Source organism: Streptomyces sp. DSM 15324, from assembly GCF_001514285.1.
In the GTDB taxonomy this organism is placed as follows: Bacteria; Actinomycetota; Actinomycetes; order Streptomycetales; family Streptomycetaceae; genus Streptomyces.
The window spans coordinates 209652-234459 of the sequence record NZ_KQ949025.1 but is presented as its reverse complement, the minus strand read 5'-3'; the positions used below and the strand labels follow the sequence as shown (position 1 = coordinate 234459).

General features: G+C 72.9%; 25 protein-coding genes and 1 pseudogene. 19 read left to right on the top strand and 7 right to left on the bottom strand.

The genetic code is table 11. The features are described 5' to 3' along the window. The first annotated feature begins 28 nt into the window (after nt 1-28). From AQJ58_RS11330 to AQJ58_RS11295, 8 genes are all read left to right on the top strand, one after another. Entirely contained in the window at nt 29-928 is a 900-nt protein-coding gene (locus tag AQJ58_RS11330; protein WP_067248316.1) for an RpnC/YadD family protein, read from the top strand. Between the two features lie 55 nt (nt 929-983). Beyond that, complete coding sequence (gene mshB / locus AQJ58_RS11325; protein ID WP_067248313.1) at nt 984-1868, top strand: N-acetyl-1-D-myo-inositol-2-amino-2-deoxy-alpha-D-glucopyranoside deacetylase; 885 nt, start codon at nt 984-986, stop codon at nt 1866-1868. Beyond that, the gene (locus AQJ58_RS11320) at nt 1868-2278 is read left to right on the top strand and encodes a DUF6113 family protein (RefSeq protein ID WP_067248312.1); all 411 of its coding nucleotides are present in this window, start codon (nt 1868-1870) and stop codon (nt 2276-2278) included. The genes mshB and AQJ58_RS11320 overlap by 1 nt, the downstream gene beginning before the upstream one ends. 153 nt (nt 2279-2431) lie before the next feature. Further along, entirely contained in the window at nt 2432-4966 is a 2535-nt protein-coding gene (locus tag AQJ58_RS11315; RefSeq protein WP_199844568.1) for a hypothetical protein, read from the top strand. Nucleotides 4967-5165: 199 nt separating this feature from the next. Further along, nucleotides 5166-6101, top strand: a complete 936-nt coding sequence (locus AQJ58_RS11310; protein WP_067248306.1) for an ABC transporter ATP-binding protein — start codon at nt 5166-5168, stop codon at nt 6099-6101. Beyond that, nucleotides 6098-6838 (top strand): ABC transporter permease, encoded by a 741-nt coding sequence (locus tag AQJ58_RS11305; RefSeq protein WP_067248303.1) that lies wholly within the window; start codon nt 6098-6100, stop codon nt 6836-6838. The genes AQJ58_RS11310 and AQJ58_RS11305 overlap by 4 nt, the downstream gene beginning before the upstream one ends. A gap of 5 nt (nt 6839-6843) precedes the next feature. Beyond that, entirely contained in the window at nt 6844-8043 is a 1200-nt protein-coding gene (locus AQJ58_RS11300) for a sensor histidine kinase (RefSeq protein ID WP_067248302.1), read from the top strand. After that, nucleotides 8040-8657: a response regulator transcription factor gene (locus tag AQJ58_RS11295; protein ID WP_067248299.1), complete on the top strand. Its 618-nt coding sequence runs from the start codon at nt 8040-8042 to the stop codon at nt 8655-8657. The genes AQJ58_RS11300 and AQJ58_RS11295 overlap by 4 nt, the downstream gene beginning before the upstream one ends. Before the next feature lie 203 nt (nt 8658-8860). On the opposite strand, the gene AQJ58_RS11290 is transcribed toward AQJ58_RS11295, so the two are convergent. Together AQJ58_RS11290 and AQJ58_RS11285 are read right to left on the bottom strand one after the other, a co-directional pair. Further along, a complete protein-coding gene (locus AQJ58_RS11290; protein ID WP_067248296.1) occupies nt 8861-9703 on the bottom strand; it encodes a transglutaminase-like and tetratricopeptide repeat-containing protein in 843 nt (280 codons plus the stop codon). After that, nucleotides 9700-10695, bottom strand: coding sequence for a GNAT family N-acetyltransferase (locus AQJ58_RS11285; RefSeq protein ID WP_067248293.1), 996 nt, complete (start codon nt 10693-10695; stop codon nt 9700-9702). The genes AQJ58_RS11290 and AQJ58_RS11285 overlap by 4 nt, the downstream gene beginning before the upstream one ends. A gap of 140 nt (nt 10696-10835) precedes the next feature. On the opposite strand from AQJ58_RS11285, the gene fdxA reads away from it, so the two are divergent. Beyond that, nucleotides 10836-11156 carry a ferredoxin gene (fdxA, locus tag AQJ58_RS11280; protein ID WP_030961637.1) on the top strand — a complete coding sequence of 107 codons (321 nt, stop codon included), beginning with the start codon at nt 10836-10838 and terminating at the stop codon, nt 11154-11156. A 149-nt stretch (nt 11157-11305) separates the two neighbouring features. Further along, nucleotides 11306-12403 carry a bifunctional succinyldiaminopimelate transaminase/glutamate-prephenate aminotransferase gene (locus AQJ58_RS11275; RefSeq protein ID WP_067248290.1) on the top strand — a complete coding sequence of 366 codons (1098 nt, stop codon included), beginning with the start codon at nt 11306-11308 and terminating at the stop codon, nt 12401-12403. Between the two features lie 76 nt (nt 12404-12479). Here the strand turns inward: AQJ58_RS11275 and AQJ58_RS11270 are convergent, their stop codons facing one another. Then, a complete protein-coding gene (locus AQJ58_RS11270; protein ID WP_067248288.1) occupies nt 12480-12926 on the bottom strand; it encodes an ATP-binding protein in 447 nt (148 codons plus the stop codon). Nucleotides 12927-13199: 273 nt separating this feature from the next. Continuing rightward, nucleotides 13200-14255, bottom strand: coding sequence for a VldE C-terminal domain-containing protein (locus AQJ58_RS11265; RefSeq protein WP_079078862.1), 1056 nt, complete (start codon nt 14253-14255; stop codon nt 13200-13202). A 93-nt stretch (nt 14256-14348) separates the two neighbouring features. On the opposite strand from AQJ58_RS11265, the gene dapE reads away from it, so the two are divergent. Both dapE and AQJ58_RS11255 read left to right on the top strand, forming a co-directional pair. Then, nucleotides 14349-15428: a succinyl-diaminopimelate desuccinylase gene (gene dapE / locus AQJ58_RS11260; protein ID WP_067248283.1), complete on the top strand. Its 1080-nt coding sequence runs from the start codon at nt 14349-14351 to the stop codon at nt 15426-15428. Between the two features lie 105 nt (nt 15429-15533). Next, nucleotides 15534-16295, top strand: a complete 762-nt coding sequence (locus AQJ58_RS11255; RefSeq protein ID WP_067248281.1) for an LOG family protein — start codon at nt 15534-15536, stop codon at nt 16293-16295. Nucleotides 16296-16307: 12 nt separating this feature from the next. Here AQJ58_RS11255 and folP read toward each other — a convergent pair whose 3' ends face one another. Further along, a complete protein-coding gene (gene folP / locus AQJ58_RS11250; RefSeq protein WP_067248278.1) occupies nt 16308-17168 on the bottom strand; it encodes a dihydropteroate synthase in 861 nt (286 codons plus the stop codon). Nucleotides 17169-17308: 140 nt separating this feature from the next. On the opposite strand from folP, the gene AQJ58_RS11245 reads away from it, so the two are divergent. Further along, entirely contained in the window at nt 17309-17662 is a 354-nt protein-coding gene (locus AQJ58_RS11245; protein ID WP_067248275.1) for a DivIVA domain-containing protein, read from the top strand. Next, the gene (locus AQJ58_RS11240; protein ID WP_067248273.1) at nt 17659-18240 is read left to right on the top strand and encodes a DNA-3-methyladenine glycosylase I; all 582 of its coding nucleotides are present in this window, start codon (nt 17659-17661) and stop codon (nt 18238-18240) included. The genes AQJ58_RS11245 and AQJ58_RS11240 overlap by 4 nt, the downstream gene beginning before the upstream one ends. Before the next feature lie 52 nt (nt 18241-18292). Here AQJ58_RS11240 and AQJ58_RS11235 read toward each other — a convergent pair whose 3' ends face one another. Beyond that, a complete protein-coding gene (locus AQJ58_RS11235) occupies nt 18293-19084 on the bottom strand; it encodes a 2-cyclohexenylcarbonyl CoA isomerase (RefSeq protein WP_067248271.1) in 792 nt (263 codons plus the stop codon). Nucleotides 19085-19463: 379 nt separating this feature from the next. On the opposite strand from AQJ58_RS11235, the gene AQJ58_RS40620 reads away from it, so the two are divergent. Continuing rightward, a complete protein-coding gene (locus AQJ58_RS40620) occupies nt 19464-19631 on the top strand; it encodes a DUF3117 domain-containing protein (RefSeq protein WP_003966491.1) in 168 nt (55 codons plus the stop codon). A gap of 164 nt (nt 19632-19795) precedes the next feature. Here the strand turns inward: AQJ58_RS40620 and AQJ58_RS11230 are convergent, their stop codons facing one another. Next, nucleotides 19796-20470 carry an O-methyltransferase gene (locus AQJ58_RS11230; protein WP_079078917.1) on the bottom strand — a complete coding sequence of 225 codons (675 nt, stop codon included), beginning with the start codon at nt 20468-20470 and terminating at the stop codon, nt 19796-19798. Nucleotides 20471-20658: 188 nt separating this feature from the next. On the opposite strand from AQJ58_RS11230, the gene sigE reads away from it, so the two are divergent. The 4 genes and pseudogenes from sigE (at nt 20659) to AQJ58_RS11215 (ending at nt 24794) form a co-directional block, all read left to right on the top strand. Further along, the gene (gene sigE / locus AQJ58_RS11225) at nt 20659-21429 is read left to right on the top strand and encodes an RNA polymerase sigma factor SigE (RefSeq protein ID WP_234360021.1); all 771 of its coding nucleotides are present in this window, start codon (nt 20659-20661) and stop codon (nt 21427-21429) included. After that, nucleotides 21426-22385, top strand: coding sequence for an anti-sigma factor family protein (locus tag AQJ58_RS11220; RefSeq protein ID WP_067248263.1), 960 nt, complete (start codon nt 21426-21428; stop codon nt 22383-22385). Before sigE ends, AQJ58_RS11220 begins: the two co-directional genes overlap by 4 nt. 33 nt (nt 22386-22418) lie before the next feature. Then, a pseudogene (locus tag AQJ58_RS45860) lies at nt 22419-22691 on the top strand (protease); the annotation flags it as partial. Nucleotides 22692-23147: 456 nt separating this feature from the next. Then, complete coding sequence (locus tag AQJ58_RS11215) at nt 23148-24794, top strand: S1C family serine protease (protein WP_107122040.1); 1647 nt, start codon at nt 23148-23150, stop codon at nt 24792-24794. Nucleotides 24795-24808: the final 14 nt, after the last annotated feature.

The window sequence follows — 24808 nt, the reverse complement described above, 5'->3', positions numbered from 1 at the left end:
CGAACAAGCGAACCAAGTGAGGAACCGCATGGTGAAGTCGTCCCACGAGGCGATGCACCGCATCTTTCAGGAATGCCCCGACCTGTTCGCCGGCGTTTCCAAGGTCCTCGACCTCCCCTTCGTCCCGCCCAGGTCCGTCACGGTTCTGCCGACCGATCTCACCGAGGCTCGGCCTGTCGAGCGTCGGGTCGACACGTTGCTCCGTTTCGACTACGACGGCGACGGCTCGTTCCTCGTGGCCGTCGAGGCGCAGAGCGCGAAGGATCCGGACAAGCCCGCCAGCTGGGCCTACTACCTGTCCTTCCTGTACACGAAGTACAAGATCCCGCCTCTGCTGCTGGTCGTCTGCCAGGATCGGCCCACCGCCGAGTGGGCTGCACGGTCCGTGCCCATCGGCCCGGAGCAGTGGACCTCCCTCACCCTGCACCCGCTCGTGGTCGGCCCGCACAACATGCCGGTGATCGCCGACCCGGATGAGGCTCGGGCCGATCCGGCGCTGGCCGCGCTGTCCGTCATCACTCACGCAAAGGAAGCGGTCGTCGATGGGATACTGAAGGCCCTGTCCACCGCTCTGCTGGACGTGCCCGAGGCTGTCGCCGGCACGATCATCGAATTCACCGCCCAAGGCATCGGTGGCAACCGCCGGGCCGCAGAAATCTGGAGGAACCTGGTGGCTGTGGACCTGTCCTTCTATAAGTCGTACATCTCCGAAGAGATCCGGGACGAGGGGCGCACGCAGGGCCGCGTCCAGCGGGGCGCCGAGGACGTGCTGCTCGTCCTTGAGGCCCGGGGCCTCGATGTCTCCGAGGGACTCCGCGAGCGCATCACCGCCTGCGACGACCCGGATCTCCTGCGTATCTGGCTCACCCGGGCAGCGACCGCAGCCTCCGCCGGGGACATCTTCACCGAGCCGCAGGGCGACGCCTGAGTCCACGGAGGAGGCAGATGACCGCCGGGCGGTCGTCGCCTCGTAGGCTGGCCTCATGACGGAACTGCCCGCTCGGCGTCTGCTCCTGGTGCACGCGCATCCGGACGACGAGTCGATCAACAACGGCGCGACCATGGCCCGCTACGCGGCCGAGGGCGCCAGGGTCACGCTCGTGACCTGCACGCTCGGTGAGCGCGGGGAGGTCATCCCGCCCGAGCTGCGGCATCTGAGCGGTGCCGCCCTCGGTGAGTACCGGCTGCGTGAGCTGACCGACGCCATGGCCGCGCTCGGTGTCGGGGACTTCCGGCTGCTCGGCGGTGTGGGGCGGTACGGCGACTCCGGGATGATGGGCGTCGCCGACAACGACGACCCCGCCTGCTTCTGGCAGGCGAACGTCGACGAGGCCGCCGCCGCGCTTGCCGAGGTGATCCTCGAAGTGCGTCCCCATGTCCTTGTCGCCTACGACGACAACGGCGGCTACGGCCACCCCGACCACATCCAGGCGCACCGCGTCGCCCTGCGGGCCGTCGACTTCGCCGCCGAGACCGGCTGGGCCGTCCCCAAGGTCTATTACAACCGCGTGCCGCGCTCCGTCGTCGAGGCCGCCTTCGAGCGGCTCCGCGAGGAACTGCCGACGCTGCCCTTCGACAAGAGCGCCGCCGTCGCCGACGTACCCGGGGTCGTCGACGACGACCGGATCACCACCGTCATCGACGGCACCCCGTACGCGCCCGCAAAGGCCGCCGCGATGCGCGCGCACGCCACCCAGATCGAGGTCGCCCCGGGCGAGCGCTGCTTCGCCCTCTCCAACGAGCTGGCCCAGCCCCTCTTCACCACTGAGTACTACGAGTTGGTGCGCGGTGAGCCCGGGGAGCGGGTGGGGAACAGGGAGACGGACCTGTTCGCCGGAGTCGAGGTCGGGACGGAGGCGAGCGCCTGATGCCCGGTCCCGGTTCGATGCTCGCCCAGCCCCTCCAGCGTCCCCCCGCCGGACGGATCGCCGCCTACCTCGGGCTCTTCGTCCTCGGTGCGGTGACCGGCCTGGCCGGTGCGCTCGTGCAGTCCGGCTGGTTCCCCGGCGGACTGCTGCTCGCGCTCGCCGGTGCGGCCGGGCTGTTCCTCGGCGGCGCCCGGGCCGCGAACAGCCGTGCCGGGGCGGTCGCGCCGGCCGCCGGCTGGATGATCGCCGTCATCGTGTGCACCGCGGGCCGTGCCGAAGGGGACTTCCTGTTCGGCGCGGGAGGCGGCTCGTACCTCTTCCTGCTCGGCGGTATGGCGCTGGCTGTGATCTGCGCCACCCTTGGGCTGGGGAGGCAACCGGACCGCCCCGACGTCCGACTTGGCAAGTGACGTACCACTTCGCAGGGCGCGGCCGTGCGAGTCCCGTGCGGGTTTCAATGGCGGTCGTGGGATACGCGCCAGAAGCGGCCAGTATGGTGGTGCGCGCCGCCGAGCTGCCCGTGAGGTCGTGGCGGGCGGTGGAGCCAACCTGGAGAACCTGCCTTGAGTCGTGAAACTGACAGTCCGTCCTCCGGGCCCAACGGGCGCGGCGGGGCCGCGTACCCCTCGGGTACGCCGCCGTACGGCATCCCCGTGGTGTCCGACGCCGGTGCGGACGCGGGCCGTTCGGCCGCCCGGCCGGAGGAACGCAAGACCGAGACCACGCTGACGACCCGGATCCGGATCAACATCCCCGGTTCCCGGCCCATTCCGCCGGTCGTCGTGCGCAAGCCCGTCGCCGAGTCCGAGGGCGACGACACCAACGCCGGCGCCAACGCCGACACCGGCCCGCAGTCGAGGCCCGCAGTCGGTGCCGGCGCAGGTACCGATTCCGGCAACTCCTCCGGTTCTGCCGGTTCTGCCGGTTCTGCCGGTTCCTCCGGTTCTGCCGGTTTCTCCGGGGCCGACACGGGCAGCTTCGCGGCGCCCGCCGACACCGCGGCCGGCGTGGGGGAGAAGGCGGCGAGCGACTGGTTCGCCCCGCGCAAGTCCGGTCCCGCCAAGGGCGGTCAGGGCGGCGGGGCCACCAACGGGGCGGGCATTCCGGGCGGTTCCGTCGCAGGTGTGGGCGCTTCCGGCGCTTCTGGTGCGCCTGGTGCTTCCGGTGCTTCTGGTACTTCCGGCGCTTCGGGCGTGTCGGGTACTCCGGCCGGTGGCGCGCGTCCCGGTGCCGGGCGACCGGCCGGTGGGCGTCCCGGTGGCGTGGTCGGTTCCATGAGCGCGCCGATCGGCCCCCGGCCGGGCGGCACCAACGGCGCCGGGCTCCCCGGTGCCACCGGCGGTCCGGTGGCTCCCGGGCACGGCGGCGGCACCGGTTCCTTCGACGTCACCGAGGCGCTGTCCGCGGGTCCGCTCGGCACCCCGCGCCCGGGACAGGGCCAGGGTCAGGGGCAAGCACAGGCGCAGGGTCAGGGGCAGGGACCCGGCCAGTCGCCGGGCGGTCAGAGTGGCGGCGGTGCCGAGGCACGCCGCGACGAGCTGCCGTACTTCTCCGGCAACGGCCAGGGCGACCAGCCGGGCTTCCCCGGGACGAACGGCCAGGGCGGCGCCCCCGGTCCCGGCAGCCGGCACGACTTCAACGGCCCCGACATCCCCGCCGGCCCGCACGGCCACGGCGGCCCGCAGGGGCCCACCGGCCCGACCGGCGGCCCGGTCACCGGCGACGGCCCGATCGTGCCCCCGGTGGCCCAGGGCGCGGCCGGCCCGGCCGTCGGCGCCCCCGGCATCCCTGGCATCCCCGGCTCCCCGAACGGCTACGGCGGCGCTCCCGGCGGCCCTCGTACGACCGCTCCCGGCGGCCCTCGTACGACCGTTCCCGGCACGGCCCGGCTCCCCGGCGGCGGTCTGAGCGACGACACCGCGGTCCTCACCCCGCAGATCCAGGCCCCCGGGCCGGGCGCGGGCGGCTACGGCCGTCCCGCCGACAACGTCTCCGGGCACACCGTCACCAGCGGTATCCCGGTCGTGCCCTCCGCTGACCAGGGCACCCCCGGCGCGCCCGGCGGTACGCAGAGCGGCGGGCCCGGGGCGAAGAAGGCGCCCAAGCCCGCCGCCAGGGCCGCGCAGAGCGCGTCCGGCTCCAAGAAGGCGAAGAAGAAGGGCCGCAGCAAGCTGGTCCTGCTCGGCGGCGTCCTGGTCCTCGGCGGGGTCGGCGTGTACGGCGCCGGACTGCTGATGAACCACTCCGACGTGCCCAAGGGCACCACCGTGCTCGGCGTCGACATCGGCGGCAGCACCCGCGACGAGGCCGTCAAGAAGCTCGACGACGCCTTCGACAAGCGGGCCGCGCAGCCGCTGAAGCTGTCCGTCGACGGCGACACCGTCTCCCTCAAGCCGGACCAGGCGGGCCTCCAGTTCGACATCCAGGCCACCCTCGACGACGCCGCGAAGAGCGACTACAACCCGGTCTCCGTGATCGGCTCGCTGTTCGGGCAGCACCGGGTGGTCGAGCCCGAGATGCCGGTCGACGAGGAGAAGCTCCAGGCGGCGCTGCAGAGCGTGGCGGGCGGCGCGGGGTCGGCCACCGACGGCACCATCAAGTTCGAGTCGGGCAAGGCCATCGCCGTCTACGGCAAGGCGGGCAAGGGCATCGACGCGGCGAAGGCCGAAGAGGCCGTCGTCGCCGGGTACCGCACCCAGGTGGAGACCGGTGCCACCGCCCCGGTGACCGTCCCGACGACGACCAAGCAGCCGACGATCACCAACGCCGAGGTCGACCGCATGATGAAGGAGTTCGCCGAACCGGCGATGTCCGGCCTGGTCACCGTGCAGACCGACGCGGCACACAGCATTCCGTTCGGCCCGGTGTCGCTGCCGAAGATCCTCGGCGTCAAGGCCATCAACGGGAAGCTCGTCGAGACGTACAACCTCCAGGCGCTGGAGAAGGCGTACGGCAGCACCTTCGACGGGGTGAAGGTCGACGGCGCGAGCGGCAAGCGGGACATCCTGCCGCAGGATGTCGTCGCCGCTCTGCGCAAGGCCCTGCGGGGCAAGACGGCGGCGGAGCGCGTCGGAGTCATCGACACCAACCCGAACTGACCGTCGGCCGTCCGTGACGGCGGTGGAGGCCCGTCCCTGGGCAGGGACGGGCCTCCACGGGCTCGGAGGGGCCGCCCCCACGTGCGGGAGGGGCCCCACGCGCCCCACCGGCGCGCACCTCGGCTCATGACATCTGTCATGCGGCACCGAGGACGCCCGACACTGCCCCCGCCCGGGTCCTCCGGGCGACGATCGGGGTATGACGACGAAGACAGCAGCCCCCGGGGCGAAGACGGCACCCGTGGTCGGCTTCGACCGCGTGAGCAAGACCTACGGCGAGGTACGCGCCGTGGACGGGCTGACCCTGGAGCTGCACCCGGGGGAGACCGTGGCGCTCCTCGGGCCCAACGGGGCCGGCAAGTCCACCACCCTCGACCTGCTCCTCGGCCTCAAGCAGGCCGACGGCGGCCAGGTCACCGTGTTCGGCACCAGCCCGCGCGAGGCCATCGTCGCCGGACGGGTCGGGGCCATGCTCCAGAGCGGCGGCCTGATGGACGAGGTCACCGTCGGCGAGCTGGTCGGCCTCGCCTGCGCCCTGCACCCCAAGCCCTACAAGGTCTCCGACGTGCTCGCCCGCGCGGGCATCGGCCAGATCGCCTCCCGCAAGGTCAACAAGCTCTCCGGCGGCCAGGCCCAGCGCGTCCGCTTCGCCCTCGCCACCGCCGGCGACAGCGATCTGATCGTCCTGGACGAGCCCACCACCGGCATGGACGTCACCACCCGTCAGGGCTTCTGGGCCACCATGCGTGAACAGGCCGACCAGGGGCGGACCGTCCTGTTCGCCACGCATTACCTGGAAGAGGCCGACGCCATCGCCGACCGGGTCCTCGTCCTGCACCGGGGCCGGCTGCTGGCCGACGGCACCGCCGCCGAGATCAAGGCCAAGGCGGGCGCCCGCCGGGTCTCCTTCGACCTCGAGGGCGACATCGACGAGTCCGCGCTGCGTGCCCTGCCGTTCCTCACCACGTTCGACGTCGTTGGCCGGACGGTCCGTATCCAGTCCTCCGACGCCGACGCCACCGTCCACGCGCTCTACGGCCTCGGCCTCTACCCCCGCAACCTCGAAGTCGCCGGGCTCGGTCTGGAGCAGGCCTTCGTCGCCATCACCGCCGCCGAGGAGGCGAGGACCAAGTGAACAGCCTGATCAAGCTGGAGCTCGCGCGAGCCCTGCGCAACCGCAAGTTCCTGTTCTTCTCGGTGGTCTACCCGTCGGTGCTGTTCCTGCTGATCGCGGGCAGCGCCGACGCCACCACCGAGGTCGACGGCACCGGCCTGACCCTCCCGACGTACATGATGGTCTCGATGGCCTCCTTCGGCGCCCTCACGGCCGTCCTGATGGGCAACAGCGAGCGCATCGCCAAGGAGCGGGAGAGCGGCTGGGTGCGCCAGCTGCGGCTGACCACGCTGCCGGGTCGCGGATACGTCCTGGCGAAGACCGCGAGCGCGGCCGTCGTCAGCCTCCCGTCGATCGTCGTGGTCTTCGCCGTCGCCGCCGCCGTCAAGGGCGTACGGCTGGAGGCGTGGCAGTGGCCGGCGCTCACGGGCGCGATCTGGGCCGGCAGCCTCGTCTTCGCCGCCCTGGGCGTCGCGATCGGCTACCTCGCGAGCGGGGACGCGGTCCGGCCCATCACGATGATCACCTACTTCGGGCTGTCGATCCTCGGCGGCCTGTGGATGCCGACGACGACCTTCCCGCAGTGGTTGCAGGACATAGCCAGGTGGGTGCCCACCCGCGCGTACGCTGCCCTGGGGCAGGCGATCGAACAGAGCCGGGCCCCGCACGCCAAGGACATCGCCATCCTGGCCGTCTTCTTCGCCCTGTTCACGGGCGGCGCGGCCTGGCTGTACCGGAAGGACACGCTGAAGGCGTGAGTGCCATGACGGACGACCCGCTGTCGGAGGAAGCCCGCCAGGGGCCGTCGATCCTGCTGGGCCAGGCGGCCCGCACCCGACGTGAGCTGTGGCGGCGCAAGGCGCTGTGGATCGGCGTCTGGCTGGTGTTCCTGAGCTCACCGGTCCACGATCTGGTGTCCGGCCGGCACACCACCGCCGGCACGGCCGCCGGCTGGACGGGCCTGGCGGTGTTCGTCGCCGTCTACCTCTCGCTCCTCTTCCGCGACATGGGGGCGACGCCCTACCCGTCGAGGGTGGTCCACGGCCTCATCGCCGCGATGGCGGTGCTCGCCGTGGTGCTGTCCCTCACGCTCGGCTCCGCCTGGCTCGGCCTGTTCTGTTACGTCTCCGTCGCCGGCGGGATCGCCCTGCCGCCGCGGATGGCGTTCTGGGTGATCCCCGGCACCGGGGCGGTCCTGATGCTGGTCGGCCTGCGCACCGACGTCGAGGCGGCCGCCAACCTCCTCGTGCTGGTCCTGCTCATCGGCTTCGCGATGACCGGCGTCGGCCAACTGGTCCGGACGACCGTCGAGTTGCGCAAGGCCCGCGCCACCGTCGCCCAACTGGCCGCCAACGAGGAGCGGTTGCGGCTGGCCCGCGATCTGCACGACCTCCTCGGCCACTCCCTCTCCCTGATCACCCTCAAGAGCGAGCTGGCGGGCCGGATGCTCCCCGACCACCCCGAGAAGGCCGCCCAGCAGGTCGCCGACATCGAACAGGTCAGCCGCCAGGCCCTGGTCGACGTCCGGGAGGCCGTCACCGGCTACCGGCGTCCCCGTCTGGCCGCCGAACTCGCCGGCGCCCAGGTCGCGTTGACGGCGGCGGGCATCACCGCCACGACCCCCGCCGAACCCGACCTCGACGGCGTCCCCGAGGAGAGCGAGTCCGCCCTCGCCTGGGCCCTGCGCGAGGCCGTCACCAACGTCGTACGGCACAGCGGCGCCACCCGCTGCACGGTGGAGGTCCACCGGCGCCAGACCCTCGACGGCCCCCGCCTCGAACTCTGCGTCGAGGACAACGGCTCAGGCGGCTCCGGCAAGGGCCCCGGCAACGGCCTCACCGGCCTCACCGAGCGCCTGGAGAAGGCCGGCGGCACGCTGGAGGCGGGCCGCGTCAAACACGGCTTCCGGGTGACCGCCCGCGTCCCGGCGGGCACCGCCGCGGACGTAGGATCCCGCCCATGAGTGACGGCACGATCAAGGTCCTGCTGGCGGAGGACCAGTCGATGGTCCGCGAGGCACTGGCCGCCCTCCTCGGCCTGGAGGACGACATCGAGGTGGTCGCCCAGGCGGCTCGCGGAGACGAGGTCCTCGCCGCCGCCCGCGCCCACGACGTCGACGTGGCCCTCCTCGACATCGAGATGCCCGGCTGCACCGGCATCGAGGCGGCGGCCCAGCTCCACCAGGAGTTCCCGCGCCTGAAACTGGTCGTCCTCACGACCTTCGGCCGCCCCGGCTACCTCCGCAGCGCCATGGAGGCGGGCGCCGACGCCTTCCTGGTGAAGGACGCCCCGGCCGCCCAGCTCGCCCAGGCGGTCCGCAAGGTACTGGCGGGGGAGCGCGTCATCGACCCCACCCTCGCCGCAGCGGCCCTCGCGGAGGGCGCCAACCCCCTGACGGACCGCGAACGCGAGATCCTGCGCGCGGCGGCCGACGGCTCCACCAACGCCGAACTGGCGGCGCGGCTCCACCTCTCGCAGGGAACGGTCCGCAACTACCTCTCGACGGCGATCCAGAAACTGGCGGCGAGGAACAGGGCGGAGGCGGTACGGATAGCGAGGGAGAAGGGCTGGCTCTGAACGGGGGGCAGGCCAAGGTCTTCCAAAAGCGCGGGAGCGCGGGAGCGCAGGAGCGCGGGGAGGGGCGCGGGGAACTGCGCGACCGGCCACGACTCACCCGCACCCACGACTCACCCGCACCCACGGATCGCACGCGCACCCCAAAGACGGCTCAGTCAGGGCTCACCCGCACCCACGGATCGCACGCGCACCCCAAAGACGGCTCAGTTCAGCATGGCGCGCGCCGCATGGGCCTCCCGCCGCACCTTCGCCGCCGCGGGCTCGTCCACGACCTCCACCAGCGACGCGTACTCCTCCAACTCCGCTGCCCCGCCCAGGAAATCCCCCCGCTGCACCAGCAACGCCCCCTTCTCGTACCGCAACCGAGCCGGATGAGAGGGCACCAGCAGCGACAGCTCCACCGCCCACAGGCCCACGTCCGACCGCTCCGGCCGGGCCGCCGCCCACGACCGGATGTTGTTCAGGATCCGCATCACCACCGACAACGGCTCCGCCGGAACCAGCATCGACGGCTCCAGCCGCGTCGCACCCGCCCCGGCCACCAGCAGCTCCGCGTCGCCGCCCGACAGCACCCGGCCCCCGTCGAACGGATCGACCAGCACCTGCCGTTCGAGATCCTCCGGCGGCCCGAACCCCACCACGAAGTGCCCCGGCAGCGCGACCCCGTACACCGGCGCCCCCGCCCGCCGCGCGACCTCCACCCACACCACCGACAGCAGGATCGGCAGCCCGCGCCGCCGCAGCAGCACCTGGTGCAGCAGCGAGGAATCCAGACGCTGGTAGTCCGCGCCGGAGCCCCGGAACCCGTACCGCCCGCCCAGCAGCTCCTCCAGCGCCAGCGCCCACGCCCGCACCCCACCCGGCCGGAAGGGCACCTCCCCGGCCAGCCGGTCGAGTTCCATCTGCGCGGCGTCCACCCCGGCCTCGCCCAGCTCCGGGTCGGCGGCCGCGCCGATCAGCAGACACAGCGCCGCCAGGTCGGGCCGCTCGGCCCGCGCCTCCTCGGCGAACAGCCGCCGCACCTCGGCGGGGTCGTACGCGCTCACGACGGCTCCCGGTAGTGGTGGTAGGCGTGGTGCGCCGAGAACCCCATCCCGGCGTACAGCGCCAGAGCCCCCGCGTTCTCCTCCTCCACCTGGAGCCAGGCGGCCGAGGCGCCCTCGTCCAGCGCCCGCCGGGCCAGCGCGGCCATCACGCGCGTGGCGAGGCCCCTGCGGCGCTGTGCCGGATCGACCTCGACGGCACCGAACCCGGCCCACCGCCCGTCCACGACACACCGCCCGATCGCGGCGGGCGCACCGCCGCCCGGACCGGGTACGGACGCGAACCACACCGACGGCCCGCTCCCGAGCACGCTCAGAGCCACCTCGCTCACCCCCTTGCGCTGATACCGGGCCAGCCACGCCTCGTCGGCCTCCCTGCCCAGCACCACCCCCTCAGCGTCCGCCCGGTCGGCGACGGGCGCCAGCGCCCCGGTCCACAGTCCGGCGGTCACCTCGCGCGCCCACCCGCGCCCCTCCAGCTCCGCGCAGAGCAGCTCCTGGGTCCCCTCGGCGCCCGTCGCCGTCTGCACATAGGCGGGCAGACCGCGCTCGCGGTACCAGCGTCGTACGGCGTCCAGGGCCGCGTCGAGCGGCAGACCGGGGTCGCCGAGCGGCAGCACGGAATTGGCGCGGCGGGTGAATCCGGCGGCGGCCCTCAGCTCCCACCCGCCGAGGCGCTCGCTCTCCACGGGCCGCCAGGCCCGCGAGGCGGTGCGGGCGAGTTCCTCGTAGGTGGCGGCCGGACCCCGGCGGCGGGCAGGGGCGGCGGGGACGACCTTCCCGGCGACCAGGGAGGACTCGTCAACCCGGACGACCTCCCCGCTCTTCCGTGTGATCAGGAGCACACCCGCGTCCCATGATGCGAGAACACCCACCGTGTCGGTGAATTTCCCCTCCGTGACCCCAGGGCCGGTCAACCGCCGTACCGAGACGCGTTTGCCCACGTCAGCAGCGGTGATACGGACCTCGAGGCGTCCGTAGGCCGAGAATTCCACTAGTCGGTTCACCCCTCCTGTTCGGATCATGCCCAAGAACGGAGATACTAGGGGCGGGCATCGACGACGCCGCGCTCCCGCGCGCCAGGCGGCAGGGCCTGAGGAGGCCCGCCAGCGCCCTATCGAGGAGGAACGACAGCGTGACCTACGTCATCGCGCAGCCTTGTGTCGACGTGAAGGACAAGGCGTGCATCGAGGAGTGCCCGGTCGACTGCATCTACGAGGGCTCCCGGTCCTTGTACATCCACCCGGACGAATGCGTCGACTGTGGTGCCTGTGAGCCGGTCTGCCCGGTCGAGGCGATCTTCTACGAGGACGACACTCCGGAGGAGTGGAAGGACTACTACAAGGCGAACGTCGAGTTCTTCGACGAGCTCGGCTCGCCCGGCGGCGCCAGCAAGCTGGGTCTGATCGAGCGCGATCACCCCTTCATCGCCGCGCTGCCGCCGCAGGCCGAGTAACCGCGACAGCGGCCCGCACCCTACGTGCCGCCTCGGTCCCGTACGGCCTGATCAGCTCTGCCGGCCGTACGGGACCGGGGCGTTTGCCGTCCGTACGACAGCTTCCGTACGACACGACAGGGTCCGTACGAGAAAGTGAGCCAGAACCCGTGTCCGCAGTCTCCGACCGCCTGCCCACGTTCCCCTGGGACAAGCTGGAGCCGTACAAGAAGACGGCCGCCTCGCATCCGGACGGCATCGTCGACCTCTCCGTCGGCACGCCGGTCGACCCGGTCCCCGACCTGATCCAGAAGGCCCTGATCGACGCGGCGGACTCCCCGGGCTACCCGACCGTCTGGGGCACCCCGGCGCTGCGGGACGCGCTCACCGGCTGGGTGGAGCGCCGGCTGGGCGCCCGTGAGGTCACCCACCGGCACGTCCTGCCGATCGTCGGCTCCAAGGAACTCGTCGCCTGGCTGCCGACCCAGCTCGGCCTCGGCCCGGGCGACCGGGTCGCGTACCCGCGCCTGGCCTACCCGACGTACGAGGTCGGCGCCCGGCTCGCCCGGGCGGAGTACGAGGTCTACGACGACCCGACCCGGCTCGACCCCGAGGGCCTGAAGCTGCTGTGGCTGAACTCCCCGTCGAACCCCACCGGCAAGGTCCTCTCCCGGCAGGAGCTGACCCGGATCGTCGCCTGGGCCCGTGAGCACGGCGTCCTGATCTTCTCCGACGAGTGCTACCTGGAACTGGGCTGGGAGGCCGACCCCGTCTCCGTGCTGCACCCGGACGTGAACGGCGGATCGTACGACGGCATCGTCGCGGTCCACTCGCTCTCCAAGCGCTCCAACCTCGCGGGCTACCGCGCCGCCTTCCTGGCCGGCGACCCCGCGGTCCTCGCCCCGCTGCTGGAGATCCGCAAGCACGGCGGCATGATGACCTCGGCGCCGACCCAGGCGGCGGTGGTGGCGGCCCTCGGCGACGACACCCACGTCCATGAGCAGCGCGCCCGGTACGCGGCCCGCCGCACCCTGCTGCGCGAGGCCCTGCTGGCCCACGGCTTCCGCATCGAGCACAGCGAGGCCAGCCTCTACCTCTGGGCCACCCGCGACGAGTCCTGCTGGACCACGGTCGCCCACCTCGCCGACCGGGGCATCCTGGTGGCCCCCGGCGACTTCTACGGCGAGGCGGGCGCCACCTTCGTCCGCGTGGCCCTGACGGCGACGGACGAACGGATCGCCACCGCGGTGTCCCGCCTGGCGGGCTAAATGTATTGATCACGAGCGAACGGGGTCCGGGGCAGCGCCCCGGACCCCGTCCGTCTCACCGGAGTGCGCCCCGGCGTCAGCCGAGCGGCAGGCCCTTCACCGTGCCGCCGCCCGGCAGACCGCCCTTGGTGAGCGCGTCCGTGGGCAGGCCGCCCTTCGTGGCGGACTTGGCGGTGTCCCCGAGGACACCCCCGGCGGACCCGGCGGCCTCACCGGCCACCTTCTGCACCGCCGGCGTCGCCTTCTTCACGGCCTTGCCGCCGGCCTTGCCCGCGCCCGGCACGGCCTTCTCCACGGCCTTGCCGCCGGCTTCACCCGCGACCCCGGTCGCACTGCGGGTCGCACCGTCGAGCGTCTTGCCGACGGACGCCCCGTCCAGGGCGGTCAGCCCGCCGAGGTCCGGGGTGGCGGGCAGGGTGGAGGGGGCAGCGCTCGCGGAGCCGGCCGCACCGACCCCGGCGGCCGCTCCCGCAGCGACGAGCAGCGCGGCACGGGCGATCCTGCGGGTCAGGGGGAGGGACATGGTGCTCCTTCGACGGGAGAGAACAGAGAACGCTGTGACTACCGCTCGAAGCCGCCGAAGGTTGCGCACGCCCGATGTAAAGAGTTGGCAATGCGTCGCATTATCGGGCCGTGGACAAAGGTGGGCGATAACCACCCGATGTGACAGTCGGCCGAACGGCCGGAGCCCCGCGCCCGCAAGGGTTCCGCCACCTTCCGGGGGGCCGGCCGCGCACCTGTGGGTGCCGGGCCGGTCCGCGGCCCCACACGCCACCCGGCCGGGTGAAGGCCCGTACTACTGACCGGTCACGATCCGCACACTGCCCGTGCCGCCGCCCGACCCCGCCGCCCCGGCCGCCTCCGTGCTGCCCGAGCCCATGGGCCGCCACTGGCTGTCGGTGTTCCCGGCGGTCCACTCCCGGCCCGCGTACGACACCTGCCGGATGTGCAGCGCCGAGGCGTTGGCGACGGCCCAGTGCGCCAGCTGCCAGCCCCGCTCCCGGACGGCGCGCCCGGCGGACGTCTCCCGGGACACGGGCAGGGTCACGGTCCGCCCGTCGGTCTCGGCGGCGGGCACGCCGGCGCCGGCCGAGGCGGCCGCCTTGCCGTCCCCGTCCCCGTTCCCGTCGCCGTTCCCGTCCTCCTGCGCCTTCGCTTCCTCCAGCGCGTCCCGCCCGAAGTCCCGGGAGAGCGCCGCGCGCACCGCGTCCGGGCCGGTCGCCGCCACCGCGGCCACCGTGCTCGCCGCGCTCGTCGTACCGGAGTCCAGACGTCCGTCGCAGGTCAGCGTGGCCGCCGAGGTCCCGGTGAGCGCGGCGGCCAGCATCACGGCGTCCCCCTCGTGCTTGGCGTACGCCTCCGGGTAGCCGCTGCGCTGCACCTTCTGCGCGGCGACGGTGAGCGGGAGTTCGGTGTAGTCGGGCACCTTGGCGAGGTGCTCGTAGAAGATGCTCGCCGCGTACGCCGGGTCCGTGACCTGCTTCTCGGTGCCCCAGCCCTGTGAGGGCCGCTGCTGGAACAGGCCGAGCGAGTCCCGGTCGCCGTGGGCGAGGTTGCGCAGCCCCGACTCCTGGATCGCGGTCGCCAGCGCGATGGCCACGGCCCGCTCGGGCATCTCCCGGTCGGTGCCGACGGCGGCGATCGTCGCCGCGTTCACCGCCTGCTCGGGCGTGAACTCGTACCGCGCCTTGTCCCCCGTACCGGAAACGACTCTGCACCCGGGATCGCCGGCCCCACCGGTGACGTACTGGACCACGACATAGCCCGCGACGGCTGACAGGACCACGCAGGACGCGCCGAGCCTCAGGAGGCGGCGGCCGCGACGCTTGGGGGAAGGGGACTGCTCTGGCACGCGTACAAGGTACTGGAGAGTATGGAAACGGAGGAGACTGGTGCTCAGCCGGTGAAGAGCGGTATGCGGATGTGGCGCGTTAGGGTCGACGCCATGGCCGACACCCCCCTTGATCTCACGCTGGACGCCGCCGCCCTCACCGCGCAGCTCGTCGACTTCCCCTCCGAAAGCGGCACCGAGAAGCCCCTCGCGGACGCGATCGAGACCGCCCTGCGCGCGCTGCCGCACCTCACGGTGGACCGGTTCGGCAACAACGTGATCGCCCGGACCCACCTGGGCCGTCCCGAGCGGGTGATCCTCGCCGGCCACATCGACACCGTGCCGATCGCCGGCAACGTCCCCTCGCGCCTCGACGAGGACGGGGTCCTGTGGGGCTGCGGCACCTGCGACATGAAGGCGGGCGTCGCCGTCCAGCTGCGGATAGCGGCCACCGTCCCGGCCCCCAACCGCGACCTGACCTTCGTCTTCTACGACAACGAGGAGGTCGCCGCCGATCTCAACGGCCTCAAGCATGTCGCCGAGGCCCACCCCGAGTGGCTCGCCGGCGACTTCGCGGTTCTGCTGGAGCCCTCGGACGGCCAGGTCGAGGGCGGCTGCCAGGGCACCCTGCGGATGCTGCTGAAGACCTCCGGCGAGCGGGCCCACTCGGCGCGCGGCTGGATGGGCTCCAACGCGATCCACGCCGCCGCCCCCGTCCTGGCCCGCCTCGCGGAGTACCGGCCGCGATGGCCGGTCATCGACGGCCTGGAGTACCGCGAGGGCCTGAACGCGGTCGGCATCCAGGGCGGGGTCGCGGGCAACGTCATCCCCGACGAGTGCGTGATCACCGTCAACTTCCGCTACGCGCCCGACCGCACCGGGGAGGAGGCGATCGCGCACGTCAGGGAGGTGTTCGCCGACTGCGGTGTCACGGAGTTCGTCGTCGACGACCACAGCCCCGGCGCCCTGCCCGGCCTCTCCCACCCCGCGGCGGCCGCCTTCATCGAGGCGGTGGGCGGCACCCCGATGCCCAAGTACGGCTGGACCGACGTCAGCCGCTTCTCGTCGCTCGGCGTCCCCGCGGTCAACTACGGCCCCGGCAACCCGCACCTGGCCCACAAGCGCGACGAACGCGTCGAGGTGGCGAAGGTCCTCGCGGGGGAGGAGCGGCTGCGGGCCTGGCTCGGCGCCTGACCCCGGGCACCCCGGCGCTTTGTGCCGGACACGCCGACGTCCCCCCTCCGTAACCCGGGTGGATCTACGCTGGCACGGAAAGACCTGCAAGCGGAGGGAGCGCACATGGCTACCGGAAACCCCGAGGGGAAGAAGCAGCCGCCGGACGAGCAGCGGCTGGGACCGGTCCTCCGGCGGCGGGGTCAGGTCACGGCGAGCACCACCGACCAGCGTCTGCTCGATGCGGGAGGCCCCTCGGACTGGGTCCACACGGACCCCTGGCGTGTCCTGCGCATCCAGTCGGAGTTCATCGAGGGCTTCGGCACCCTGGCCGAACTGCCCCCCGCGATCAGTGTGTTCGGCTCCGCCCGGACGCCCGTCGACTCCCCGGAGTACGAGGCGGGCGTCCGCCTCGGCCACGCCCTCGTCGACGCCGGCTGGGCGGTGATCACCGGCGGCGGCCCCGGCGCGATGGAGGCGGCCAACAAGGGCGCCTGCGAGGCGGGCGGCACCTCGGTCGGCCTCGGCATCGAGCTCCCCTTCGAGCAGGGCCTCAACCCCTACGTCGACATCGGCCTCAACTTCCGCTACTTCTTCGTCCGCAAGATGATGTTCGTGAAGTACGCGCAGGGCTTCGTGGTGCTGCCCGGCGGACTGGGCACCCTGGACGAGCTGTTCGAGGCCCTCACCCTCGTCCAGACCCAGAAGGTCACCCGCTTCCCGATCGTCCTCTTCGGCACGGCGTACTGGGGCGGGCTCGTCGACTGGCTGAAGAACACCCTGGTCGCCCAGGGCAAGGCCGCCGAGAAGGACCTGCTGCTCTTCCACGTCACGGACGACGTGGACGAGGCGGTCGCCCTGGTGTCGAAGGAAGCGGCCCGCGACTGACCGCTCAGCGGTTCAGGCGAGTCCTCGTCGGGCCACCGCCGGTGGGCGGTGGCCCGCGATGGACGCCACCATGTCCAGCACCTGCCGGGTCTCCGCCACCTCGTGCACCCGGTACACCTGCGCCCCGAGCCACGCGGAGACGGCGGTCGTCGCCAGCGTCCCCAGCACCCGCTCCTTCACCGGCCGGTCCAGCGTCTCCCCGACGAAGTCCTTGTTGGACAGCGACACCAGCACCGGCCAGCCCGTCCGCACCATCTCCGGCAGCCGCCGCGTCGCCTCCAGACTGTGCCGGGTGTTCTTCCCGAAGTCGTGCCCCGGATCGATCAGGATCGACTCCCGCGGCACCCCCAGCTCCGCCGCCCGCTCGGCCAGTCCCAGGGTCACCGACAGGATGTCCGCCATGACGTCGTCGTACGCCACCCGGTGCGGCCGCGTCCGGGGCTCCGAGCCGCCCGCGTGCGTGCACACCAGCCCCACGCCGTACCGCGCGGCGACCTCCGCGAGCCCCGGATCCACCCCGCCCCAGGCGTCGTTCAGCAGATCCGCGCCCGCCTTGCAGACCGCCTCGCCGACCTCGGCCCGCCAGGTGTCCACGCTGATGATCACGTCGGGGAAGCGCCGCCGCACCTCCGCCACGAACCCGACCGTGCGCCGCGCCTCCTCCTCGGCGGTGACCTCCTCACCGGGGCCGGCCTTCACCCCGCCGATGTCGACGATGGCGGCCCCCTCGGCCACGGCCCGCTCCACCCGGGCGAGCGCCGGCTCGTCCCGGAAGGTGGCCCCCTGGTCGTAGAAGGAGTCAGGGGTCCGGTTCACGATCGCCATGATCACCGGCTCGTGGGCCCCGAATTCCCGCCTGCCCAGCCTGAGCATCGCCTGTGACCTCTCTTCGTACCGCCCCGCATCCGCCGCCTGCGACCCTAACCGCCGGGCTCGCATGGCACGATCGGACCCACACACATCCGAACACATCCGAGACCGAGCACACCGAGCCTGGGGACCCACCGATGGTTATGTTCTTGTTCCTGGTCATCGCGCTCGCCGTGGTGGTCGCCGCGGTGACACTCGCCGTGGTGGGCGGCGGCGAGGGCACCGGGCCGCTGCCCGAGGCGGCCCCCGAGCGGCTGCACGACCCGCTGCCCCCGGACCGTCCGCTCGACCGGTCCGACGTCGACCGGCTCCGCTTCCCGCTGGCCCTGCGCGGCTACCGCATGGAGGACGTCGACGACGCCCTGAACCGGGTCGCCGCCGAGCTCGCCGAGCGCGACGCCCGGATCGCCGTCCTGGAGACCGCCCTCGCGGGCGCCCAGCCCCCGGCGCGGCCCCACGTCTCCTTCGAGAAGCCCGCACCGGAGGACGAGCAGTGAGCGACGGCGCCGCCCTCGCCGGCCCCGACGGCGCCCTGCGCTGCCCCTGGGCCCTGTCCACGCCCGACTACATCACGTACCACGACGAGGAGTGGGGCAGGCCGGTCCACGGGGACGACGCCCTCTTCGAACGCCTCAGCCTGGAGGCCTTCCAGTCCGGTCTGTCCTGGATCACGATCCTGCGCCGCCGCGAGGGCTTCCGCGCCGCCTTCGCCGACTTCAAGATCGCCTCGGTCGCCGCCTTCACCGACGAGGACCGCGAACGCCTCCTCGCCGACGCCGGCATCATCCGCAACCGGGCCAAGATCGACGCGACCCTGGCCAACGCGCGCGTGCTCCTGGACTGGGCCCCGGGCGACCTGGACGAGCTGATCTGGTCCCACGCCCCGACGACGGGCAGGGTCCCGGAGACCCTCGCGGACGTCCCGGCGGTCACGGACGAGTCGACGGCCCTGTCGAAGGCCCTCAAGAAGAAGGGCCTGCGCTTCGTGGGACCGACGACGGCCTACGCGTTGATGCAGGCGTGCGGCCTGGTCAACGACCACTTGGGAACGTGCGTGAGCCGAAGCGCTCCCTAGGGGTGCGGGGCACTGCGCGACCGGCCACAGCGCACCCGCACCCCAGACGTGCTCAGCGCCCCGAGTACCGGGGCGTCTCCTTCTTCACGAACGCCGAGACGGCGGTCGCGTGGTCCTCGGAGGCCCCCGCCCGTGTCTGTAGCTCGTTCTCCTTCTCCAACGTCTCCGAGAGCGAGTGCGAGAACCCGAACGCGACGGCCTCCTTGAGTGCCGCGTAGGCGACGGTCGGCCCCGAGGCCAGCTTCCGCGCCAGCTTCTCCGCCTCCGCCCGCAGCTCCGCGGCCGGCACCACCCGGTTCGCGATCCCCAGCTCGTACGCCTCCTGGGCCGGGATGTTCCGCGGGAACAACAGCAGGTCGGTGGCCCGCCCCGGCCCGACCACCCGGGGCAGCGTCCAGGAGACACCGGAGTCGGCGGTCAGCGCGACCCCCGCGAACGAGGTGTTGAAGGACGCCGTGTCGGCGACCACGCGGTAGTCCGCGGCCAGCGCGAACCCGAAGCCGGCGCCCGCCGCGACGCCGTTGACCGCCGCGACGACCGGCTTCGCCGCCTCCGTCAGCGCCCGCACGATCGGGTTGTAGTGCTCCTTGACCGTGCTCATGACGTGATCCGAGCCCTCGGCCAGCAGCCCGATGTGCTCCTTGAGGTCCTGACCGACGCAGAAGGCCCGGTCCCCGGCGGCGGTCAGCAGCACCGCACGCACCCTGGTGTCGTCCGCCGCCGCGCGCGCCGCCTCCCGCAGGGCGACCTTGGCCGCCACGTTCAGCGCGTTCATCGCCTCGGGGCGGTTCAGCGTGATCGTCGCAAGCCCGTCGCTCACCTCGTAGAGCACGGTGTCGGCCATGGCGTATCCCCTTGTGTGTCGGCTCGTGGGTCGGCTGGTGTGTCCGCTCGGGTGTCCGCTCGGTCACCAGGGAACAGCATGGCGTCCGAGGACCGGACGTGACGTGTGACCTGCGTCAAAGAAATCGACGCGGTGCGCGGACCGCGGCTGTCCGTGCGGTGGCGCAGTATCGCAGCCACATCGCCGAATTGGGTGGTTTTGCTCGCGCGCGTTGCCCAAGCGATGCCTACTGATGTTGGTCATCGGGTCCTGAGATGCGGGATAATGGCCGGGAAGCAATGTGTTCGATGCCGGTGTCGCGTGTCCCAGCCTGGATCGCGCGTGCCCTGCCAGGGCCGTCGGCTTTTGACGTGAGCTGGTTTCAGGAAGGGGAACGAGCATGGCGGCCATGAAGCCGCGGACGGGCGATGGCCCGCTCGAGGTGACCAAGGAGGGGCGGGGCATCGTCATGCGCGTTCCGCTCGAAGGCGGCGGTCGGCTCGTCGTCGAGCTGACCCCTGACGAGGCCGACGCGCTCGGCGACGCCCTCAAGAAGGTCGTCGGCTGACGCGCAAGCGACCATACCCTTTCAGTCGCCCCGGCATCCCCTTGGGTGCCGGGGCCGCTGTCGTTCCGGGGCGCCTCGCCCGTACGGCCCAGTGCTCAGCGCCCGACCGCAGCCTTGCTCAGCGCCCGACCGCAGCCTTGCTCAGCGCTCGACCGCACCCGTGCTCAGCGCTTGACCGCGCACAGCAGCCCGTCCCCCACGGGCAGCAGGGACGGCACCACCTCCTGGCTCTCGCGCACCGCCCGCAGCAGCTCCCGGATCCGTATGACCTCCGTGGGCTGCGGGCCCGAGTCGACGGTGCGGCCGTTGGCGAAGACCCCCTCGAAGACCACGAGCCCGCCCGGGCGCAGCAGACGCAACGATTCAGCGAGATAGTCGAGGAACTCCAGCCGGTCGCCGTCGCAGAAGACCAGGTCGTAGCCGGCGTCCGCGAGCCGGGGCAGCACGTCGAGGGCGCGGCCGGGGATGAACCGGGCCCGGTTGCTGGCGAAGCCGCAGGCGCGGAAGGCCTGCCGGGCGAACTGCTGGTGCTCCGGCTCGGGGTCGACCGTGGTCAGGACCCCGTCGGGGCGCATGCCGTGCAGCAGGTGGATCCCGGAGACGCCGGTGCCGGTACCGATCTCCGCGACCGCCTTCGCGTCCACGGTGGCGGCGAGCAGCCGCAGCGCGGCGCCGGTGCTGGGCGACACCGAGCGCAGCCCTGCCTCGCGGGCCCGGTCGCGGGCCCAGCGCAGCGCGTCGTCCTCGGCGGCGTAGGCGTCGGCGAACGCCCAGCTTGCCTGCCGGTTGCCGGTAATGACCCTCTCCTGTCCCCGCTGGTTGCCTCGGCGTGACTGTATCCGTTGGGGCCGGGAACCCGCAGATGGGACCGGGCGTTTGAAGGGGTGGGAACGACGAGCGGGGGACACAGTTGGATCACGACGAGGGACGGCACGTCGAGCAAGTGCTGACGCAGCCGCATGAGCCGTGTCAGCACAGATCAAATTCTCGTAAAACCGCTTATCCGGAGCTAACGGGCGAGGTGGCTATGGTAGGGGCTCCACTGGACACCACCAGAGCCGACAGGGGAGGTGCGGCTGCGCCTGTGGATCGGGGAGGAGTGCTGCGGCGCTTTCTCGGATCGGCAGGCAGGCCGACATCCGTGAACGACACCGCTGACCACCGTCACGCCGGCGACTACGCCCAGACCGCGACCTTCTCCACCGACGCGGACGGGCAGGCGTGGACTCCGCCCACCTGGGAGGAGATCGTCAGCATGCACAGCGGCCGGGTCTACCGGCTCGCCTACCGTCTGACCGGCAACCAGCACGACGCCGAGGATCTCACCCAGGAGGTCTTCGTCCGCGTCTTCCGCTCCCTGTCGACCTACACGCCCGGCACCTTCGAGGGCTGGCTGCACCGCATCACCACCAATCTGTTCCTGGACATGGTCCGCCGCAAGCAGCGCATCCGCTTCGACGCGCTCGGCGAGGACGCGGCGGAGCGGCTGGCCAGCAAGGAGCCCACCCCGCAGCAGGTCTTCAACGACGCCCACTTCGACGCGGACGTCCAGCAGGCCCTCGACACCCTCGCGCCCGAGTTCCGCGCCGCGGTCGTCCTGTGCGACATCGAGGGACTGTCGTACGAGGAGATCGCCGCGACGCTCGGCGTCAAGCTGGGCACGGTCCGCTCGCGCATCCACCGCGGCCGCTCGCAGCTGCGCAAGGCCCTGGCCCACCGCTCCCCGAAGGCGCGCGCCGAGCGCCGCTCCTTCGTGTCCCGGGTGCCCGCTCTGGGAGGAGGGGGCGCGACCGCGTGACCGGAACCCGACGTACCCCCGCAGAGGGGCTCCTCGCAGAACAGCATCTGGGAGACCGGCTCTCCGCCCTCGTGGACGGCGAACTCGGTCATGACACCCGTGAGCGCGTCCTCGCGCACGTGGCGACCTGCGCGAAGTGCAAGGCCGAGGTCGACGCCCAGCGCCGGCTGAAGAACGTCTTCGCGGAAGTGGCCCCGCCCGCCCCCTCCGAGAGCTTCCTGGCCCGCCTCCAGGGGCTCCCCGCAGGAGGTGACCCAAACGGCGGCGGTACGCCGCTGGGCAGGGGGGGCTTCGGTGACGGCGTCTTCGGGGTGAGCCGGGAGGAGCCGTTCTCCTTCGGCTATCTGCCCACGGGCGACCACGGCCCCGCGCTGGCGCCGGCCGACCGGGGCTTCCGGATCCACCCCGTCGGCCGGGACGGCGAGCGCTCCCGCGGGCTGCGGTTCGCCTTCGTCGCCGCCGGCGCGGTGTCGCTGGCCGCGATCGCCCTCGGCGGGATGAACACCGGCGCGCCGGTCGACACCGCGGCGGACGCGCGCGGCGGAAGCGGCGGGAGCAACGTGACACCGGCCCGGACCCCGGGCTCGGGCTCGGCGGGCTCCGCGACGGGCGAGAACCAGCGGCGCCGGGCCGTCGGACCGCTGCTCGCCCAGGGCGGCCAGCTCCTCGGCAACCCCGCGGCACCGGCCGAGGTCTCCGCGCCGCTGCTGCCCGGCGTGCCCTCTCCGGCCTCCGGGCGTACGGAGGAGACGGTGCTGCACCGGCTCACCACCCCGGTGATGGCCGGGGCGGCCGCCATGTCCCCGCTGATACGTCCGCTCGGCACCACCCCGCCGATCGCCGTGAGCTCGTGGGCCACCGCCCCCGAGATCACCGGCCCCGTCCTGCTCGCCGGGCCCGACCCCGACACCACGTCAGCCCCCGTCGCCTCCCCGCGCTCGCACGACCTCCGCTGAACCGGTCCCGGCGCCGGTCCGACGTGAACCTGGTTGAATCCAGGAAACGGGGATCACCCGGCCGCGACCGGGTCCGAAGGTGGGGAGAGCATGGACGAGGGGACGCCCCGTGAGGGGGCCTCGGCCGGCCAGGCCGAGGAGACGGGTGTGGGCACCGGGGACTACGAACTGGACCTGCCCCTGAAGACCGGGGCCGACGTGCCCGCCGCAGCGCCGCCCATACCGCTGCACGACCCCGACGCCTACAGCACCCCGCCCTACGGCCACCCGGGCCCATGGGCCCCGGCCCCACCTGTCCAACACCCGGCGACGACGGCGGCCTGGGCGGACGCTGAGGCCAGGTCGGAGGCCGAGGCTCGGGCGGAAGCCGAGGCTCAGGCCCGGTGGGAAGCTGAGGCCTGGGCGGAAGCTGGGGGCCGCGCCGAGGTTGTGGCCCAGGGCGAGGCCCAGAGCGTGGCTCCGTGCGAGGCGCAGGCGCCGCCTGAGGCCGCGGCTTTGGCTCAGGGCGAGGCTCGGAGCCAGGCCCCGGTGCCGACTCCGGCTCAGGCGCCGGCCGAGGCGAGGGCTCCGAGTCAGACCCCGGCGTCGGCTCTGGCTAAGGCATGGCCCCCTGGGGCTCTGGCCCCGGCGGAGGCCGAGGCCGAAGCTCAAGCTCCGGCCCAGGGTGAGGCTCAGGCCGCCGCTTCGACTCATGCCCAGGCTGCGGCTACGACGGAGGCCGAGGTTCTGGCCCGGACGCAGGCTCAAGCTGAGACGCACGGTCTGGCCCAGGCCCCGACCCAGGCCCAGGCCCCGCCCCTGGCACCGACCCCGGCCCAGGCCCAGGCCCTGGGGCCGGCACCGGCACCGGCACCGACCCCGGCCCAGGCCCCGCCCGTGGCACCGACCCCGGCCCAGGCCCAAGCCCAGGCCCTGGGGCCGGCACCGGCACCGGCCCCGGCCCAGGCCCCGCCCGTGGGGTCGGCACCGACCCCGCCCCCGGCCCAGCCTCGGCCCCAGATGCACGTCGAGGCGGCGGCCGCCCCGGGCTCGGTGGAGTCTGTGGCCGGGGTGGCCCCGGTGCAGCCCGCCTCAGTGGTCGGCGCGCCGTCGTTCTCCGTGTCGGAAGGCAGCGTCCCGTCGGCGCCCCCGGTCGCCGTGTCCGATGCGGTGCCCCCGGCCGCTCCCGGAGCCTCCGCCAATGGCCCCGTCACAGCACCCTCCGACAACCCCTGGCACCGCTACGACCCCTGGGCCCCCGTGCCCGGCGGGGTGTTGCAGGAGAGTGGGGGCGCCGTACTCAGTGAGGGCCAGCGGCGGCGGCAGGTGCGGCAGCGGATCGTCGGCGGTGCGCTGGCGCTGGCGTTGGCCTCCGGGGTGCTCGGCGGGATCGTGGGGGCCCAGCTGGAGCGCAACGGCGGATTCCGCAGCGTGAGCCTGCCGCAGGCGTCCCCGGAGCCCACCGGGCGCGCCGCCGACACTGTCGCGGGCATCGCGGCCCGTGCCCTGCCCAGTGTCGTCACCCTGCACGTCAGCGGCAGCGAGGAGTCCGGCACGGGCACCGGCTTCGTGCTCGACACCAGCGGCCACATCCTCACCAACAACCACGTCGTCGAGCCCGCCGGCGACGACGGCGAGATAACCGTTGTCTTCAACGGCGGCCAGACCGCCAAGGCGGACGTCGTCGGCCGGGACAGCGGCTACGACCTCGCCGTGGTCAAGGTCAAGGGGGTCAGCGGCCTGCGGCCGCTCCCGCTCGGCAACTCCGACGGCGTCCAGGTCGGCGACCCGGTCGTCGCCATCGGCGCCCCCTTCGATCTGGAGGGCACCGTCACCTCCGGCATCATCAGCGCCAAGGAGCGCCCCATCACGGCCGGCGGCGACAGCGGCGACGCGAGCGACGTGTCGTACGTCGACGCCTTGCAGACCGACGCCCCCATCAACCCCGGCAACTCCGGCGGCCCCCTCCTCGACTCCCGGGGCCGGGTCATCGGCATCAACTCCGCCATCCGCTCCGCCGCCGAAGGCTCCGACTCCGGCAGCGGCGAGGCCGGTTCGATCGGTCTCGGCTTCGCCATCCCCGTCAACCAGGGCAGACGCGTCGCCGAGGAGCTGATCAACACCGGTCACGCGACCCACCCGGTCATCGGTGTCACCCTCGACCTGGACTACACCGGCGACGGCGCCCGGGTGAGCGTCAAGGGCGGCGACGCCGGTGCCCCGGTCACCCCGGGCGGCCCCGGAGCGCTGGCCGGCATCAAGGCCGGGGACGTGATCACCGAGGTCGACGGCACCCGGGTGCACTCCGGCACCGAGCTGATCGTCAAGACCCGCGCCCACCGCCCCGGCGACCGCCTGGAGCTGACCGTCGAACGCGACGGCAGGGAACGTACGCTCTCCCTCGTCCTGGGGTCGGCCGAGGGCGACTGAGGGCGACTGAGCGG

Bases quoted from the DNA above. Each gene is read 5' to 3' on its own strand.
- AQJ58_RS11330 (WP_067248316.1), top strand. From the start codon at position 29: ATGGTGAAGTCGTCCCACGAGGCGATGCACCGCATCTTTCAGGAATGC.
- mshB (WP_067248313.1), top strand. From the start codon at position 984: ATGACGGAACTGCCCGCTCGGCGTCTGCTCCTGGTGCACGCGCATCCG.
- AQJ58_RS11320 (WP_067248312.1), top strand. From the start codon at position 1,868: ATGCCCGGTCCCGGTTCGATGCTCGCCCAGCCCCTCCAGCGTCCCCCC.
- AQJ58_RS11310 (WP_067248306.1), top strand. From the start codon at position 5,166: ATGACGACGAAGACAGCAGCCCCCGGGGCGAAGACGGCACCCGTGGTC.
- AQJ58_RS11300 (WP_067248302.1), top strand. From the start codon at position 6,844: ATGACGGACGACCCGCTGTCGGAGGAAGCCCGCCAGGGGCCGTCGATC.
- AQJ58_RS11295 (WP_067248299.1), top strand. From the start codon at position 8,040: ATGAGTGACGGCACGATCAAGGTCCTGCTGGCGGAGGACCAGTCGATG.
- AQJ58_RS11270 (WP_067248288.1), bottom strand. From the start codon at position 12,926: ATGTCCCTCCCCCTGACCCGCAGGATCGCCCGTGCCGCGCTGCTCGTC.
- dapE (WP_067248283.1), top strand. From the start codon at position 14,349: ATGGCCGACACCCCCCTTGATCTCACGCTGGACGCCGCCGCCCTCACC.
- AQJ58_RS11255 (WP_067248281.1), top strand. From the start codon at position 15,534: ATGGCTACCGGAAACCCCGAGGGGAAGAAGCAGCCGCCGGACGAGCAG.
- folP (WP_067248278.1), bottom strand. From the start codon at position 17,168: ATGCTCAGGCTGGGCAGGCGGGAATTCGGGGCCCACGAGCCGGTGATC.
- AQJ58_RS11245 (WP_067248275.1), top strand. From the start codon at position 17,309: ATGTTCTTGTTCCTGGTCATCGCGCTCGCCGTGGTGGTCGCCGCGGTG.
- AQJ58_RS11235 (WP_067248271.1), bottom strand. From the start codon at position 19,084: ATGGCCGACACCGTGCTCTACGAGGTGAGCGACGGGCTTGCGACGATC.
- AQJ58_RS40620 (WP_003966491.1), top strand. From the start codon at position 19,464: ATGGCGGCCATGAAGCCGCGGACGGGCGATGGCCCGCTCGAGGTGACC.
- sigE (WP_234360021.1), top strand. From the start codon at position 20,659: ATGGTAGGGGCTCCACTGGACACCACCAGAGCCGACAGGGGAGGTGCG.